Origin of the sequence: Arthrobacter zhangbolii, assembly GCF_022869865.1 — a bacterium.
In the GTDB taxonomy this organism is placed as follows: Bacteria; Actinomycetota; Actinomycetes; order Actinomycetales; family Micrococcaceae; genus Arthrobacter_B; species Arthrobacter_B zhangbolii.
On record NZ_CP094984.1, the window covers coordinates 58,173 to 74,058 of the forward strand.

Here is a 15,886-nt window from a genome sequence, read left to right on the forward strand (position 1 = left end):
CCTGCAGCGGCCGTCCGTATCCGCCCCGAAGAACCAGGAGAAACAGTGGAAAACAGAGACCCATACGCGAACCTGCCACAGGTGCCGGAGTTCACCGTCGACAGTGAGGAAGTGACCGACGGCGGCACACTTGCGCCGGCACAGTACAGCGGCAGGATGGGGGTTCCCGGGGGCAAGGACGCCTCACCGCAGCTCACCTGGTCCGGGTTCCCGGAGGGGACCCGCAGCTTCGCGGTGACCATGTACGATCCGGATGCGCCGACAGCCAGCGGTTTCTGGCACTGGGCCGCCTTTAACATTCCCGCCTCGGTCACGGGACTTGCAGCGGACGCGGCCAACTCGGCACTGATGCCCGAAGGCACCGTGCAACTGGTCAACGACGCCGGTTTTGCCGGCTTTGTCGGTGCCGCCCCGCCACCCGGCCACGGCCGGCACCGCTACTTTGTAGTGGTCCACGCCGTGGACACCGAAAAGCTGGACGTTGCCCCTGATGCCAGTCCGGCCGCCCTGGGCTTTGCCCTGTTCACGCACACCCTGGGCCGCGGCAGGATTGTTGCCGGGGCCGAAATCCCGGCGGCCGAAATCCCGGCGGCCGAGGCCCCGGAGGCCTGAGCCCCGGAAAGCCGTCGCGGCACGGCAGCACCCGGCCCGGGCCGTGCCCGGGCCGGGTCCGCCAGTAAGCTGGATGGCATGCAGGAACGGACGGGGCCGGTACGGCTGGTAGCGAGCGACATGGACGGCACCATTGTGGGTGCGGACAACAGCATCAGCGACCGCACCGTGCGGGCCTTTCGCGCCTGCCTGGCTGCGGGCATCGACGTGGTGTTCGTGACCGGACGCCCGCCGCGCTGGCTGGATCCGCTCCGTGAACGGATAGGCCATGAGGGAACCGTGATCTGCTCCAACGGAGCCATTACCTATGACCTGGCACAGGACCGGGTGCTCTCCACCTCGCTGCTGCCCCTTGAGCAGATGTTCTCCGCAGCGGAAGTGATCCGCGGGCTTTTCCCGGCGGTGCGTTTCGCCGCTGAAACAGTGGACGGAATCCACCTGGAACCCGGATTCGCCGACACCGGCTCGGCCGAGATCCTCGGTTCCATAGTGCCCCGCCCGCTGCAGGATTCCCTGGCCGGCCAGACCGGAGTGGCAAAGTTCCTGGCCCGTACCCATGACATTTCCCCCGACGAGTTTCTGCACCGGGTAGCTCCCGCAGTGGCGGACCTGGTCACCACCACCCACTCCGCGCCCTCGGCGCCGCTGCTGGAAATGTCCCGGCCCGGGCTGAACAAGGCCGTCACCCTGGCCGGGTATGCGGCCGCCAGGGGTATTGCGGCGGCGGAGTCCGTGGCATTCGGGGATATGCCCAATGACATCCAGATGCTCAACTGGGCCGGCCGCGGCTACGCCATGGCCTCCGGACATCCGGCCGCCCGTGCAGCCGCCGACTACACCGCCCCCGCGTTCAGGGACGACGGGGTTGCGGTGGTTCTTGAACGGCTGCTCGACGCCCGGCCAGCAGCCTCAGAAGCTGGTGCGCGGTAATCACCACTGCCAGCCACGCAGCACCCAGGGTCCAGGCCACCAGGACATCCGTCAGCCAGTGATGGCCCAGATAGACGCGGCTCAGGCCGACGGCGAGGGTGAAGGCAGCGGCTGCCGTGACGGCCGCAACCTTGGCCGCTCGGTTCCGCGCATACAGGATCACCAGATAGGCAAGAATCCCGGCAATAACTATTGAGTTCAGGGTATGCCCGCTCGGAAATGACGCTGAGGACTCATACGGCGGCACCGCGTCGGCCAGGTCCGGGCGGCTCCGCCCGATCAGTGCCTTGCCGGCAACGGTCATCAGCAGGGACCCCGCTGCAGCTGCGGCGGTAAGGACCAGCGGCGTCCAGGACCGCCAGAGCCGGCACATCACCAGGACGGCGAGTCCTGCCAGGATCGGCATCCCCACGGTGCCGGCCAGGTTGGTGAAGCCGGTGACGGCCGCATCCACCCCGGGGGAACGCAGCTGCAAAGCCAGTTCCAGCGCCGGTTTATCCAGCCCCGCCACGCCGTCCGCATCGGTCACCGATTCGTAGACCTCGGCCGAGGCGAGGGTCAGTGCCAGGGCGGGGAGCAAACCCACGGCCAGCACCAGCAGAAGTGCCACATGGGGAGAGGAGGCACTGCTGATCCAATGCAGCAGCCGGCCCACCCGGTCCAGGACCCCGGTACCGTCGGAACGCTGTGCAGGCTCGGGTGTCATGGCTCCAGTATGCCAAGCCGGGTACACACCCAGTCCAGATTCTGCTGCAATCCGGCCTTCCACACCTGCCACGAATGCCCGCCCGGCAGCTGCTGGAGCTGGACGTCGGCACCGGCGGCCCTGGCGGCGTCGTACACCGTCCGGCCCTCGGGCGCGTAGACCTTATCGTCCCGGCCGACGACGATGATCCCCGCGGTATCCGGGTACCGGGCGGCCTTAAACCGGTCCACTGCGTTCTGTTCCCGGAACGAGTCTTCATTCCCGTCGAAATAGATCTCCAGCAGGTCCTCATGCCCGCTCGCGACGGTGGGCTCATTCTCTCCGGCGATATCCAGGAACGTGGGGTAAACCTGCGGATAGTTGGCCGCGAGCTGGGCGGCGCAGGTTCCACCGAAGGAATATCCGCCCACTGCCCACTGCTGCGGCCCTGCCGTGCCGGCCCCCAGCTCCTGCTGCACCCAGGCTGGCAGGTCCTTGGCGAGATAGGTGGCCGAGTTGCTGACTGTGGTGTCCATGCACAGCGGCCAGTTGCTGTTCCCGGCGTTGCTGAGGTCCGGCATCACCACCACGGGTGCCAGTCCCTGGTGCCGGGCGGCAAACGAGTTCATCATCTCCGTCAGCCCGCCGCTGATCAGCCAGTCCGCCGGGGCGCCGGGCTGTCCGTGGATCAGCACCAGGACCGGCAGGTTCACCGCCCCGGGATCCGCGAGGTACGCGGGCGGCAGGTAGACCAGGGCCGGGTTGGAGGCATACCCGGACACCGGTCCGGGGATCTGCTGGCGGTAGACCTTGCCCTGCGACGGCATGTCCGGCGGGGGCGTCCAGTTCTGCTCCGATGCTGCCGGCAGGTCGCTCCGGGGAGCGGATGGAAGGGGCAGCGGGTCATCTTCCGGGGACGGCGGACTGAACAACGAGGCGAGCGTTGGGTATTGGGCGTAGGCAATGTTCACTGTGCAGGCCAGTGCGAGCACCACCACCAGTGCCGCGACCACGCCGGCTGCCCGCCGGTGCACCCGGGTGCCGGAGGTGGTCACCTGGGGCAGGGCGAGCTGCACTCCGAGGATCGCCAGGGCGCAGAAAAGGTAGAGCAACCGGGGCAGGGACGCGTTCCACCAGTGGAACACCATTTCAGCCAGCAGGTAGAGCAGCCCGGTCAGCAGGCATGAGACCACAACAGAGACCAGGAACCGGCTCCAGCCCAGTTTCCGGCTGGCGAAGCCGAGCCAGGCCAGTGCCAGCACCCCGGCAATCAGGACAGCCGCGGGCAGCACTCCGGCGATCAGGGACATGGTCAGGTCCGGTCCACAATCCGCCGGGCGAGGACCAGCCCCTGACCGAGGGAAAGGTCCGGGACGTAGGCCCTGGTCACGGCGTTGGCGATGGCAGGCAGCGCGGCCGGATCGGGGTAGGTCATGTATAGCGGCACATACTCCGGGGCGAACTTGGCTTTGAACGCCAGCAGGGAGCGGAACCCGTAGACCGGTTCCAGGGTGGCGCCCAACCGGTCCAGCAGCCGGTCCATCACCGGCGAGCCTGCATCGTCTCCGCCGTTCCCGCCGTCGTCGCCGTGTCTGGCGTCGGAGCGGGCCAGCGGTGCGCCCGAAAGGCTCAGGAAAGCGCACCCTTCCTCCTGCAGGGACAGGGCAGCGGAGGCGATAAGGAAGTCCATGCCCAGCCGGAAGCCGGTGCCCCGCCTGCGCATAAAGTCCAGGGTCCAGCCGATCACCCGTCCGTCCCGGTACACCGGCAGCCAGGAGGTCACCGCGTGCACAGTGCCGTCGGCGTCAACGGCCAGCAGGCAGCGCACTTCCGGGTCTTCGAGCTGCTCCAGCCCGCCCAGGGTGAATCCCATTTCCGGCATCCGCTTATCCGCCACCCACTCCTCGGAGATGGCGCGGATCTGGTCCGTGAGTGCCAGCGGCGCGGTGGGGAAACTGATCCAGCGGGCCTGGATGCCCTGTTTGCGGGCAGCGTTGAATGCGGTGCGGATGTCCTGGAATTTTTTGCCCTTGAAAGCCAGCGACCCCAGCGGCAGCACGGTCTCCTCGGCCACCTGAAGAGAGAAAAAACCCAGCTCAGCACAAATGCTGCGCACCCGTTCATCCACGGAGTAAAAACAGGCGGTGGTCCCGTTGGCGGTGCAGAAGGCGGCAAATCCCGCCACGGTCCGGGGCATTTCGGCAGCCGGTCCCACGGGTTCGCCCACCGTAAGGGCAACCCCGCTGTCCGCCCGGTAGGCAACATATGAGTTGCCGCTGGGGGAAAACCAATAGGTGTTCCCGGCCCAGAGCGTCATCCATGCCATGGTGCTTCCGCCGTGGGCCTTCAACAGTTCCCGTGCCCGTTCCTCATCGGCGATGGCCGGAGTGCGGGGCGGGATCAGGAAGGAGCGGAGCAGCAGGACACAGGCCAAAAGCCAGAACACCAGGCCCACCCCTTCATAGGCGAGGACCGCGGGCAGGCTCACCGGAACCAGGACGGGGCCACGGCTGGTCACCTCCAAAATGGGCAGGAACCTGTCCGGCAGGTCAGCCACAGCCAGCGCCGGAGTTGCCTGCGGGGAGAACCCGTCGCGGTCCAGCAGGGCCACGCCCAGATAGACCGCTGCCAGGATGAGCGCGGCCGCAGCAACCGTGAGGGCCAGCCGCCGGTAGGTTCCAACGGGTGCGCGCACGGGGAACAGCCCGCGTGTCATGAGCAGCAGGGCAAACACCGCCAGGGGAACCACCATGGGCAGAACCAGTTTGACGGAGCTGCCCGCCCCGGGAGGCAGCAGCCGGGCCTGGTCACCGGTGAGTACCACTCCAATCCGGACGGCGGCGAGCAGGGTCATGGTCCCCTGCAGCAGCACGGCGGCCAGCCAGGCGAAACGCCTTCCGCGGCGCAGGCCGTCGGAGAACGTTGCCAGCAGGACCTGGGGCAGGACGGCGAGGAAGAATGCGGCCGGCCCGGCACGGAGCTGGAGGCGGGCCACGGCGCATTCACGGGCGGAGGCGCCGCCGTTGCACAGTTCGGCCAGCTCTGCGGGAGTGGTCACGTCAGCGCTGGTGAAGAGGTAGCGCAGCACAGCAAGGGGGCCCACGGCGGCGTCGCTGAGTGCGGCAATAACCGGTCCCGCAGCTGAGGCCAGCACCACCAGCGCCACCAGGACACGCGCCTCGCGGCGGCTGGTCACCAGGCGGTGGGGGAGGCTCGGCCGCCGACCGTCCAGGAGGGGCCCGGCAAAGGCGCCCGCCGTGGCGGCGCCCAGCAGCATCAGGTCGGATAAGCTCCCGGCGTACAGGGCAAGCAGGACCAGGAGGGTGAACAGGGTAAGCCGCAGCCGCCGGCGCCACAGGGTGGACATCCGGGCGCTGGCCGCCGCTGCCACCGCAGCAAGGAACGCCATCGGACCCACATAGGATTCGCTGACCAGGGCACGTGACCAGTCGCCGATCGAGGCACTGGTGAGGAAGGCGAAACCTATGGCCAGCAATGCCCCGGCCACCTGGCCGGTAAAGCCCGCCAGCAGGAACCTGCCGGAACCCAGCAGCCGCTCACAGGGGAGACCGAGAAGGAGCACCGCCAGCGTCCCGCCCACATATCCACCGGGGCCGCTGGCCCAGAAGCTGCAGAGGAGGAGGGCTGCGGGGTTGGTGCCCAGGCTGTCTGCGGAGACGGCCACCCGGTTCAGCAGCTCCCCTTCCGGCCCGGTGGCGAGAGAGGAGGTGAGCGCGCCCAGCAGCCAGAAAACGGCAATATAGGTCAGTGTGGCAGGCGATTTCCGGGCGCTGCCCCGCAGGAACGCGACCGGCCGGGAAAGGGAGCGTCCAAAGCGGTACAGCGCATTGGGGGGTGGGTCAGGCACGGTTACCTCCACGATCCTGCGGGATGCTGCCGGTCGGGGTCCTGCCATTCTAGGCGCGCAGTATCGTGAACCGCCCGCTCCGGAACGCAGACCGGCGCGATGGTTGGGTAAAGTACGAGCGTGACGCCAACATATCCGTACTTCCTGGCTCCCGGGGACGCCCCTTCCCGTTCGCCGCTGCCCATCGCATTGGCGCACCGGGGGTTCTCGCCCGACGGATACGAAAACACGCTCTCCGCCTTTCGTGCCGCCGTGGACCTTGGGATGACCCACCTGGAAACGGATGTACGCACCAGCAGCGACGGCGTGCTGATGGCCTTCCATGATGAAACCGTGGACCGGATCTCCGGGGGAACAGCAGGGAAGATCGGCGGGCTCACCCGCGCCCAGTTGAAGGACGTGCTGGTGGGAGGAAAGGAGCAGATCCCCACCTTCGAGGAGCTGCTCACCCAATGGCCCGAAATCCGCCTCAATGTGGATGTGAAGGACGCAGCCGGCGCTGCCCTCCTGGCTCAGCTGGTCAATAAGCACCAGGCCCATGACCGGGTGCTGGTGGCGTCCTTCTCCGATATCCGGCGGCTGCGCACACTCCGGCGCCTGGACCGGCCCGCCGCGAGTTCAGCCGGCAGCACCCTGACGGCGGCACTGCGCCTGCTGGCACCCCTGGGGGTGGCGCGGATACTTTCCCGCCTGGGCAGGTTCCAGTGCGTCCAGGTGCCGGTAAGTTTCGGCCGATTCCCGGTGGTCACGCCGGCCTTTGTCCGCAGCTGCCACCGTGCCGGGCTGCAGGTGCACGTCTGGACAGTCAATGACGCAGACACCATGAACCGGCTGCTGGACCTGGGCGTGGACGGTATTGTCTCGGACCGCGCCGACATCCTTAAGGATGTCCTCAAGGGTCGGGGGCAGTGGCGCTGAAGCGTTACGCTGCCGGATGTCGGCGGCAGCTGACAGGATGAAGGCATGCGTGTAGTTATTGCTCCGGACAAATTCAAGGGATCACTTTCCGCGGCGGAGGCCGCAGCTGCCATGGCGGAGGGGGTTCTGGCCGTGTACCCGGATGCCGATGTGGTTTCCGTTCCGGTAGCTGACGGAGGCGAAGGCACCCTCGATGCCGCCCTCGCGGCCGGCGCCGAAGCCCGCACAGCCCGCGTCCGCGGACCGTTGGGCCGGGACGTCACGGCAGTTTGGGCCCTGAACGGGGACACCGCCCTGATAGAAACTGCCCGGGCTTCGGGACTGACCCTGCTGGAACCTTCCCCCGCCACGGCCCTGGCGGCCACCAGCTACGGCAGCGGCCAGCTGATCGCCGAGGCACTGGACGCCGGAGCCAAAACCATCATCCTGGGCATAGGCGGTTCAGCCATGACGGACGGCGGGTCAGGCGCACTGGCTGCCCTGGGCCTGCGGATCCTGGACGACGGCGGCGCCCCCGTGCCGCCCGGCGGTGCCGGCCTGCTGCAGGCCGCGGCTGTGGACGCAGCAGAACTGGATCCCCGGTTGGCCGGGGTCCGGCTGCGGATTGCCGCCGATGTCCGCAACCCGCTGCTGGGATACGAAGGCACGGCAGCGATCTTCAGCGAACAAAAAGGCGCTGATCCGGCGGCCCGGGACCGGCTCGAAGAAGCCATGGGCATCTGGACGCGCCTGCTGAAGGAAGCCACCGGCGTCGACGTCGATGTTCCCGGGGCGGGCGCGGCAGGCGGTTTCCCGTCCGGTTTCCTGGCATACACCGGCGCCACCCTGCACCCGGGCTTTGAACTGCTGTCCTCATTCACCGGACTGCAGGCGGCACTGACCCGCTGCGATTTGGTGCTCACCGGGGAAGGGTCGCTGGACGAGCAGTCCCGCTACGGAAAGGCCCCGCTGGAAGTGGCGCTGCTTGCCCGGGACGCCGGCATCCCGGTAGTTGCCGTGGCAGGGCAAATCACCCTCACCCCGGACCAGCTCGAGGCCTACGGGATTGTTGCCGCCGTCAGCCTGCTGGACGTGGTGCAGCGGCCGCAGGATGCCATGGCCCAGGCGGAGAAGTACGTTGCCTGGGCCACCCGTCAGGTCCTCGAAGGAGCCTGACGACGGCGGGGACGGCCCAGCCGCCAGCCGGCCGAGTCAGCCCAGCCGGCTCGGAGTGGCCCCGGCGTCCTCACTCGGCTCGTCCGGGTCGGTGCCCCGCCAGCGCGCGATGGCCTGCATGCCGTGGTAGGCGATCAGGGCTGCTCCGGTGCCCAGGGCAATACCGCCGAAGGTCAGGTCGCCGATCACCCAGGTGAAGTCGGCGATTGCAACAATCAGGCCCAGCCCGGCGGCGGAAAGGTTGATCGGGTTGGAGAAGTTCACCCGGTTATCCACCCAGATCCGCACGCCCAGAATGCCGATCATGCCGTAGAGGACGACGCCGGCACCGCCCAGAACACCGGGCGGAACGGTGGCGATCAGCGCACCGAACTTCGGGAACAGGCTGAGCAGGACCGCCACAATGCCGGCCACCCAGTACGCCGCGGTGGAGTACACCCGGGACGCGGCCATAACGCCGATATTCTCCGCGTAGGTGGTGGTGGCCGAACCGCCGCCGGAACCGGCCAGCATGGTGGCCAGCCCGTCCGCCATCAGGGCGCGGCCGGCGTACGGGTCCAGGTCACGGCCGGTCATGGCCGCCACGGACTTCACATGGCCGATATTCTCCGCCACGAGTACCAGCACCACCGGTACGAAAAGCCCGATCACATTGAAGTGGAAGGTGGGGGAATGGAATTCGGGCAGGCCGAACCAGGGCGCGGCGCTGATGGCGGCGAAATCCACTTCGCCGCGCAGCATTGCCACCCCGTAACCCGCCAGCACGCCGATGAGGATGGAAAGCCTGCCGATGAAGCCGCGGAACAGGACGGTTGCCAGAAGGATCACCGCTACGGTCACCGCTGCCGTGACGGCGCCCTGCTCAAAGTTTGTCCGGGCGGAACCGGCCAGGTTCAGGCCGATCAGCGCCACAATGGTGCCGGTGACCACGGGCGGCATCAGGACCTGGATCCAGCGGGTGCCGGCCAGCTGCGCGGCGAGGCCGATCAGGAACAGGGCAAAGCCGGCCATGATGATGCCGCCCAGCGCGCCGCCCGGTCCGTGCTGGTTGGTCGCGGCCGTGATCGGGGCGATGAAGGCGAAGGAGGAACCCAGGTAGCTGGGAACTTTGCCGGCGGTGATGATCAGGAACAGGATGGTGCCGATACCGGAGAACAGCAGCGTGGTGGCCGGCGGGAAACCGGTCAGCAGGGGCACCAGGAACGTGGCGCCGAACATGGCAACCACATGCTGGGAGCCGATGCCAATGGTCCGTGGCCAGCTTAGGCGTTCCTCGGGAGCTACATAGGAACCCGGTTTGATGGTTTTGCCGTCTCCGTGGAGTGTCCAGGCTGTACCGAATCTGGTCATGGTGGTGCCTTCCGAAGACAGGGGGTTTTAATCAAGATTCTAACTCTCCCCGATTGCGGGGATGTTACGTTGCATAAGCGTGCAGTGCGCGCAGCGGTACAGGCCTTTCACATTAGACCGATCGGACAATGGAGCAGCATGAGCATTTCAGTTTCAGGACGCGTAGTTCTCATTACTGGCGCAGCAATGGGCATGGGCCGGCTGTACGCCGAACGTGCCGTCCGCGAAGGCGCCGGGGCAGTGGTGCTGTGGGACCTCAATGCCGACGCCTTGGAGAAGACCGCCGCAGAGCTGCGGGAAATGGGCGCGTCCGCCATCTACCCCTACGCGGTGGATGTGAGCTCGCTGCCGGACATTGAAACCACGGCGGAACAGGTGATCCATGAGGCAGGAGTGCCGGACATCCTGATCAACAACGCGGGAATCGTGCGCGGAAAGTACTTCTGGGAGCACGCCCCGGAAGCGGACATTGACGCCGTGATGCAGGTGAACACCCTGGCTCCCATGCAGGTCACCCGCGCTTTCCTGCCGGGCATGATCGAACGCCGCACCCCGGCACGCATCCTCAACGTGGCCTCTGCCTCGGGGACCCTCTCCGTCCCGAAAATGAGTGTGTACACCGCGTCCAAGTGGGCCGTGATCGGCTGGAGCGACTCAATGCGCCTGGAACTGAACGAATCCGGCAACGGGCACGTGGCAGTCACCACGCTGATTCCGAGTTACATCAAGACCGGAATGTTCGAAGGTGCACGGGGTCCCCTGATGACGCCGTTGATGGAACCGCAGTACGTGGTGGACAAGGCCTGGGCAGCACTGCTGGCGGGCAAGGCGCGGATCCAGCTGCCCTGGACCGTTGCGCTGGGCAGTGCCCTGCGCAATGTGCTGCCGCAGCCGGCCTGGGACGTAGTGGCCGGACGTGTTTTCAAGGTCTACCAGTCCATGGACCACTTCACCGGGCGGAAACCGGCAGCCGGTAGCGCCGGCGAACGGAAGGAAACGAGCAGGGCATGAGTGAACTCGTATCTGCTTTTACTGACGCAGCCGCCGCGGGGTCCCCGGCGGACGGTACACCTGCCGCCGTGCCGCCGGTCCTGGACCGGCTGCGGAAAACCCACGCCTCCGGGCGCACCCGGCCGCTCGAGTGGCGGCGGGAGCAGCTCGAGGGGCTCGTGCGCCTGTTGCGCGAACGTGAGCAGGAGTTCGCTGCCGCCCTGTCCTCGGACCTGGGCAAGAACCCGCTGGAAAGCTACGTGACGGAACTGTCACTGGTCCGCGCCGAGGCAGAGCACGCGCTGAAGCACCTTGAGCAATGGACCCGCAGCCGCCGGGTTCCGGTGCCGCTCGGCCTGGCCCCCGCGTCGGCACGGACCCAGCCGCAGCCGCTGGGCGTGGTACTGATCATCGGGCCGTGGAACTATCCCGTGCAGCTGGTGCTGGCACCCCTGGTGGGCGCACTGGCTGCCGGCAACGCTGCCGTGCTCAAGCCCAGCGAACTGGCCCCGGCAACGTCCGCCATGCTGGCTGACCTGGTGCCGCACTACCTGGATTCCGACGCCGTCGCGGTGGTCCAGGGCGGCCCCGATGTGAGCACCGCTCTGCTGAAGGAACGCTTTGACTCCATCTTCTTCACCGGCGGGGAACGTGTGGGGCGCATTGTCCTGCAGGCCGCGGCCGAGCACCTGACACCGGTCACCCTGGAGCTGGGCGGCAAATCCCCTGCCGTGGTGCTGGACGGGAACTGGGCCGCCGTCGCCCGCAGGCTGGTCTTCGGCAAGCTCCTCAATGCCGGACAGACCTGCGTGGCGCCGGACTATGTGCTGGTTACGGAAGAGGCCGCGCCGGTGCTGCAGAAACACCTGGTGAAGGCCGTGGCCGAACTGTTCGGCAAGGATCCCGCCAAGAGCCGCGACTACGGCCGGATAGTCAATGAACAGCACTGGGAACGGCTGGTCGGGCTCCTGGACAGCGGTACGGTGCTGACCGGCGGGCGGAGCGATCGGGACACCCGGTACCTGGAACCGACCATCCTTACGGACGTGGATCCGGAGTCACCGGTGATGCAGGAGGAAATCTTCGGGCCGATCCTGCCGGTGCTGACGGTGAAAAACCTGGCCGAAGCCATGGAATTCATCAATGCCCGTCCGGTGCCGCTCTCGGCCTACCTGTACACCGAATCGGCGGCCGCCCGCACCGAATTCGAGGAAGGCGTGCGGGCAGGCAGCATCAACCACAACGCCAGCACCGTGCAGCTGGCCGTACCCGGACTGCCCTTCGGCGGCGCCGGGGCCAGCGGTACCGGCGCGTACCACGGCAAGTACTCCTTCGACACGTTCAGCCAGCTGCGCCCGGTCTTCACCAAGGGCACCCTCCTGGACACGCTGCGCTTCGCGTACCCGCCCTACACGGGGCTGAAGAAACGGATCCTGCGCCGACTGCTCTAAGCCCGGGGCGTTAAACAGGGAAGGGGTGCACCCGCAGGTGAACTGGTCCCCGAAAGTTGGACTGGCCAAATAAAAGTCTAGGCCGCGAGGGCCTGAGCACGGTATTGCACCGGGCTCAGGCCCTCGAGCTTTGTCGAGATACGTTCAGTGTTGTACCAGCGGATGTACTCATCCAGCTGGGCCCTCAGGGCATCGGTGTTCAGGAACCGGACCCGGTGGAAGAGTTCCTCCTTGAGGTGTCCGAAGAAGTTCTCCATCACCGCGTTGTCGTAGCAGTTGCCCTTGCGGGACATCGATTGGACCGCTCCGGCGTTCTTCAGCAGCGTCCGCCACGAGACGTGCTGATACTGGAATCCCTGATCCGAATGCACGAGCGGCTGCGCCCCGGGCTCGAGACCGGTGAGGGCTTCACGCAGCGAGGAGTTAGTGAGCTCCAGATTCGGGGATAACCCGATCGAGTACGAGATGATCTGCCGGTTGAAGAGGTCCATCACCGGGGAGAGGTAGAGCTTGCGGTCACCGACGCTGAACTCGGTCACGTCGGTCACCCACTTCTGGTTCGGTGCAGCAGCTTCGAACTCCCGGTTCAGCAGATTCGGTGCCACCACGCCCTGTTCACCGCGGTAGGAGACGTAACGCTTCCTTCGCCGTACTTTGCAGACCAGCCGCAGCGAACGCATCAGCTTCAACACGGTCTTTTTCGCCACCGTCCACCCGTGCTTGAGCAGCTCAGTATGAATGCGGCGGTGCCCGTACCGGCCGTGGTTCTTCTCGAAGATCTCCCTCACGGCAGCCTTAATCTCAGCTTGCGGGTCTGGGCGCTGGAAGCGGGCCTGATGATAGAAAAACGTCGAACGGGCCAGGCCCGCGACGTCCAGGAGCACGTCCAGCCGGTGTTCGGCCTTGAGAGCGATGACAGCGCGGACCTTTACGGCCGTTCCTCGTCCCTCAAGGCCTGCACTTTTCCCAGGAACGCGACCTCTGCCCGCAGACGCTCGTTCTCGCGGCGCAATCGTTGTATCTCTGACTCTGGCTGCGTCGATGCCTCAGGATTTGTCTTCGGGCGGCCCTTGGGCTTCGCGCGCAGTCCGTCTTCGCCTTCCGCCCGGTACTGACGTGCCCACTTCTCGATCAGCTGCGGAGAGGACAGCTGGAGCTCTTTAGCCAGGGCGACTTTGCTCTCTCCAGCTTGAAATCGGCGCACGGCATCGAGTTTGAACTCGAAGGAGAACAAGCGTTTGGTTGGCTTGGCCACTAGCGTCGAACCTCCGCGAACTCTCCACCGGTCGTATAGCCGGCGGATTGCTTTCACGCGCACCCCGAGCCTTGTTGCTACGGAGTTGGGACCCCAACCGGTCTCGAACAACGCTACCGCGGCCTTGCGTTGTTCCTCGGATAACGAACTGCTCTTCTGCAAAAACTGCTCCCCGAAAGTCAGAACTGATTTCTCAGTCCAACTTTCGGGGAGCAGTTCACAGGTGCACCCCTTCCCTGTTTACGCACGCACGGCGCGGGAACAGCTAGGAAATCACGCCGTCCACAATGGCCTTGGCCTCGGCCTGCACCTGGTGCAGGTGTTCCTCGCCCTTAAAGGATTCGGCGTAGATCTTGTAGACATCTTCGGTACCGGAGGGACGCGCGGCAAACCAGGCGTTCTCAGTGGTCACCTTCAACCCGCCGATGGGCGCACCGTTGCCGGGGGCCTCGGTCAGCCGGGCAGTGATGTCCTCGCCCGCCAGGGCGGTGGCGGTGACGTCCGACGGCGAGAGTTTGGCCAGCGCCGCCTTCTGTTCCCGTGTGGCGGGGGCATCGACGCGTGCGTACTCCGGATCCCCGAACCTGCTCGTCAGCTCGCGGTAGCGCTGGGTCGGGGTCTTGCCGGTGACGGCCGTCATTTCCGAGGCCAGCAGGGCCAAAAGGATGCCGTCCTTGTCCGTGCTCCAGGGGCTGCCGTCCAGGCGGAGGAAGGACGCGCCGGCGGATTCCTCGCCGCCGAAGGCCGTCTCACCGGAGAGCAGGCCGGGCACAAACCACTTGAAGCCCACCGGTACCTCCATCAGGACCCGGCCCAGGTCAGCCGTGACGCGGTCGATCATGGAGGAGGACACCAGGGTTTTACCCACCACGGCATCGCTGCTCCAGCCGGAGCGGTTGCGGTACAGGTAATCAATGGCCGTGGCGAGGTAGTGGTTGGGGTTCATCAGCCCGCCGTCGGGGGTCACAATCCCGTGCCTGTCGGCGTCGGCGTCGTTGCCGGTGGCAATGTCGTACTGGTCCGCACGGGCAATCAGGGACGCCATGGCGTAGGGGGAGGAGCAGTCCATGCGGATCTTCTCGTCCCAGTCCAGGGTCATAAACGCCCACTGCGGATCCACATTGGGATTAACCACGCTCAGGTTCAGCTGGTGCGCTTCGGCAATGGCGCCCCAGTAATCCACTGACGCACCGCCCAGGGGGTCGGCACCGATATGCAGCCCGGCACTGCGGATGGCATCCAGGTTCAGCACCGAGGGGAGGTCCTGGACGTAGTTCTGCAGGAAGTCGTAGGTCCCCACGGAGTCGGCCAGACGGGCCTCGCCCAGCGGAATGCGCTTCACGCCCTCCAGACCGGCTTCAAGCAGCTGGTTGGCACGGTCCGCCACCCAGTTGGTGATGTCCGATCCGGCCGGACCGCCCGTGGGCGGGTTGTACTTGAAACCGCCGTCTGCGGGCGGATTGTGGGACGGAGTGACCACAATGCCGTCCGCCTGGTCGGTCCGCGAAGCGTTGTACTTCAGGATGGCGTGGCTGACGGCCGGGGTGGGAGTGAAGCCGTTCCGTGCATCAATAAGCACGTTCACGCCGTTGGCGGCGAGGACTTCCAGGGCGGTGTTCTGTGCCGGCTCGGAGAGGGCATGGGTGTCCTTGCCCATAAACAGCGGCCCGGTGATGCCTGCCGAGGTGCGGTACTCCACAATCGCCTGCGTGATGGCAGCAATGTGCCGTTCATTAAAAGCGCCGTTCAGGGAGGAACCCCGGTGGCCGGAGGTACCAAACGCCACCCGCTGGGCGATGTTCGATGGGTCCGGCGCGACGTCGTAATAGGCGTCCAACAGCGCGGTGAGGTCTACAAGGTCGGAAGGTTCGGCACGGTTGCCTGCACGATTAGACATACCCCTAAGCATGCCAAAGAAACACCGGGGGCGGCAGACGGGCTGCTACGCGTGTATCGCCCGCCGCCGCCGTATGCTCTTATCCACACAGCGGCGGGACCGGTGGGGAAGGCGGACAGGCATGAGCATGCAGGGCAGTGCAGCCCCCGGACGCGTCCGCGCCCGTGCCGTGCGCCCCGGCACCGTCGCGGCCGCGGTTTTCCTCAACGCGGCCTACGTCTGTGCAACGCCGGTGTTCTGGTTCTCCTGGACCCAGCGGAGTGCATTTGCCCTGCCACGCTGGGCCTCGGATACCGCCGGGTTTGCCGGCGGCATCCTGCCGGTCCTGGCTTTCGCAGCATCCTGGGCGGCCGCCGCCGTCCTGGCTGCCCGGGGCCGTCGGCAGGAGGGCTGGACGGTGTTTAACACCGTCTGCGCGCTGGGTCTCCTGTCCGCAGCCGCCGGGATGCTGGCCCTGACCAGCGCCGGCCTGGGCAGTTAGCGCGCATTTCCACAGGCCTTTAAGCAAAGGACTGCGGCACGCGGAGTACTCTCCCGCGTGCCGCAGTCGGATGAACCGGGCTAGCGGTCCTTGTGTTTCGCCGTGAAATTCGAGTTATCGGCGTTCAGGCCCTGGGCCAGGTTCGAATGGACCTCGGTGCGCGGATCGGACCGGTCCTGGCTGCCGCTGCCGTCCGGCACCTCTTCGCCCAGGTTCTGCATGAGGTTGTCGGCGGCGTTCTCGATTGGATTGGTCGGTTCGGGTCCGGGATCCTTCGCATTGGTGTCAGCCATG

Annotated in this window: 15 protein-coding genes; 7 read left to right on the forward strand and 8 right to left on the reverse strand. The window is 66.5% G+C overall.

Annotated features, from left to right (window positions below; all coding sequences use genetic code 11):
- Positions 1 to 45: 45 nt before the first annotated feature.
- Together MUK71_RS00295 and MUK71_RS00300 are read left to right on the forward strand one after the other, a co-directional pair.
- The gene (locus MUK71_RS00295; RefSeq protein WP_227928099.1) at positions 46 to 612 is read left to right on the forward strand and encodes a YbhB/YbcL family Raf kinase inhibitor-like protein; all 567 of its coding nucleotides are present in this window, start codon (positions 46 to 48) and stop codon (positions 610 to 612) included.
- Between the two features lie 78 nt (positions 613 to 690).
- On the forward strand, positions 691 to 1,542 hold the full coding sequence (locus tag MUK71_RS00300) for an HAD family hydrolase (RefSeq protein WP_227903169.1): 852 nt from the start codon (positions 691 to 693) through the stop codon (positions 1,540 to 1,542).
- Here the strand turns inward: MUK71_RS00300 and MUK71_RS00305 are convergent.
- The 3 genes from MUK71_RS00305 to MUK71_RS00315 are packed head-to-tail and all read right to left on the reverse strand — an operon-like array spanning position 1,463 to position 6,095.
- Positions 1,463 to 2,248 (reverse strand): phosphatase PAP2 family protein, encoded by a 786-nt coding sequence (locus tag MUK71_RS00305; protein ID WP_227928098.1) that lies wholly within the window; start codon positions 2,246 to 2,248, stop codon positions 1,463 to 1,465. The two genes, MUK71_RS00300 and MUK71_RS00305, sit on opposite strands and share 80 nt — an antisense overlap.
- Positions 2,245 to 3,537 carry an alpha/beta hydrolase gene (locus MUK71_RS00310; protein ID WP_227928097.1) on the reverse strand — a complete coding sequence of 431 codons (1,293 nt, stop codon included), beginning with the start codon at positions 3,535 to 3,537 and terminating at the stop codon, positions 2,245 to 2,247. Before MUK71_RS00310 ends, MUK71_RS00305 begins: the two co-directional genes overlap by 4 nt.
- A 2-nt stretch (positions 3,538 to 3,539) precedes the next feature.
- A complete protein-coding gene (locus tag MUK71_RS00315) occupies positions 3,540 to 6,095 on the reverse strand; it encodes a bifunctional lysylphosphatidylglycerol flippase/synthetase MprF (protein WP_227928096.1) in 2,556 nt (851 codons plus the stop codon).
- Between the two features lie 120 nt (positions 6,096 to 6,215).
- Here MUK71_RS00315 and MUK71_RS00320 point away from each other — a divergent pair, with 120 nt between their 5' ends.
- Positions 6,216 to 7,013, forward strand: coding sequence for a glycerophosphodiester phosphodiesterase family protein (locus MUK71_RS00320; RefSeq protein ID WP_227928095.1), 798 nt, complete (start codon positions 6,216 to 6,218; stop codon positions 7,011 to 7,013).
- A gap of 45 nt (positions 7,014 to 7,058) precedes the next feature.
- Positions 7,059 to 8,168, forward strand: a complete 1,110-nt coding sequence (locus MUK71_RS00325) for a glycerate kinase (protein WP_227928094.1) — start codon at positions 7,059 to 7,061, stop codon at positions 8,166 to 8,168.
- A 36-nt stretch (positions 8,169 to 8,204) separates the two neighbouring features.
- On the opposite strand, the gene MUK71_RS00330 is transcribed toward MUK71_RS00325, so the two are convergent.
- Positions 8,205 to 9,518 carry a uracil-xanthine permease family protein gene (locus MUK71_RS00330; RefSeq protein WP_227903175.1) on the reverse strand — a complete coding sequence of 438 codons (1,314 nt, stop codon included), beginning with the start codon at positions 9,516 to 9,518 and terminating at the stop codon, positions 8,205 to 8,207.
- A gap of 138 nt (positions 9,519 to 9,656) precedes the next feature.
- Here MUK71_RS00330 and MUK71_RS00335 point away from each other — a divergent pair, with 138 nt between their 5' ends.
- A complete protein-coding gene (locus tag MUK71_RS00335; RefSeq protein ID WP_227903176.1) occupies positions 9,657 to 10,529 on the forward strand; it encodes an SDR family NAD(P)-dependent oxidoreductase in 873 nt (290 codons plus the stop codon).
- The gene (locus MUK71_RS00340) at positions 10,526 to 11,959 is read left to right on the forward strand and encodes an aldehyde dehydrogenase family protein (protein WP_227903177.1); all 1,434 of its coding nucleotides are present in this window, start codon (positions 10,526 to 10,528) and stop codon (positions 11,957 to 11,959) included. Before MUK71_RS00335 ends, MUK71_RS00340 begins: the two co-directional genes overlap by 4 nt.
- A gap of 77 nt (positions 11,960 to 12,036) precedes the next feature.
- Here MUK71_RS00340 and MUK71_RS00345 read toward each other — a convergent pair whose 3' ends face one another.
- The 3 genes from MUK71_RS00345 to pgm form a co-directional block, all read right to left on the reverse strand.
- Complete coding sequence (locus MUK71_RS00345; protein ID WP_244802774.1) at positions 12,037 to 12,843, reverse strand: IS3 family transposase; 807 nt, start codon at positions 12,841 to 12,843, stop codon at positions 12,037 to 12,039.
- A gap of 44 nt (positions 12,844 to 12,887) precedes the next feature.
- Positions 12,888 to 13,214 (reverse strand): helix-turn-helix domain-containing protein, encoded by a 327-nt coding sequence (locus MUK71_RS00350; RefSeq protein ID WP_244802772.1) that lies wholly within the window; start codon positions 13,212 to 13,214, stop codon positions 12,888 to 12,890.
- 265 nt (positions 13,215 to 13,479) lie between these two features.
- Positions 13,480 to 15,111 (reverse strand): phosphoglucomutase (alpha-D-glucose-1,6-bisphosphate-dependent), encoded by a 1,632-nt coding sequence (gene pgm / locus MUK71_RS00355; protein WP_227929657.1) that lies wholly within the window; start codon positions 15,109 to 15,111, stop codon positions 13,480 to 13,482.
- A 121-nt stretch (positions 15,112 to 15,232) separates the two neighbouring features.
- Between pgm and MUK71_RS00360 the strand changes: the two genes are divergently transcribed.
- Positions 15,233 to 15,592 (forward strand): hypothetical protein, encoded by a 360-nt coding sequence (locus MUK71_RS00360; RefSeq protein ID WP_227929658.1) that lies wholly within the window; start codon positions 15,233 to 15,235, stop codon positions 15,590 to 15,592.
- A gap of 80 nt (positions 15,593 to 15,672) precedes the next feature.
- On the opposite strand, the gene MUK71_RS00365 is transcribed toward MUK71_RS00360, so the two are convergent.
- Positions 15,673 to 15,885 (reverse strand): hypothetical protein, encoded by a 213-nt coding sequence (locus MUK71_RS00365; RefSeq protein WP_227903180.1) that lies wholly within the window; start codon positions 15,883 to 15,885, stop codon positions 15,673 to 15,675.
- Between the last annotated feature and the right edge of the window lies 1 nt (position 15,886).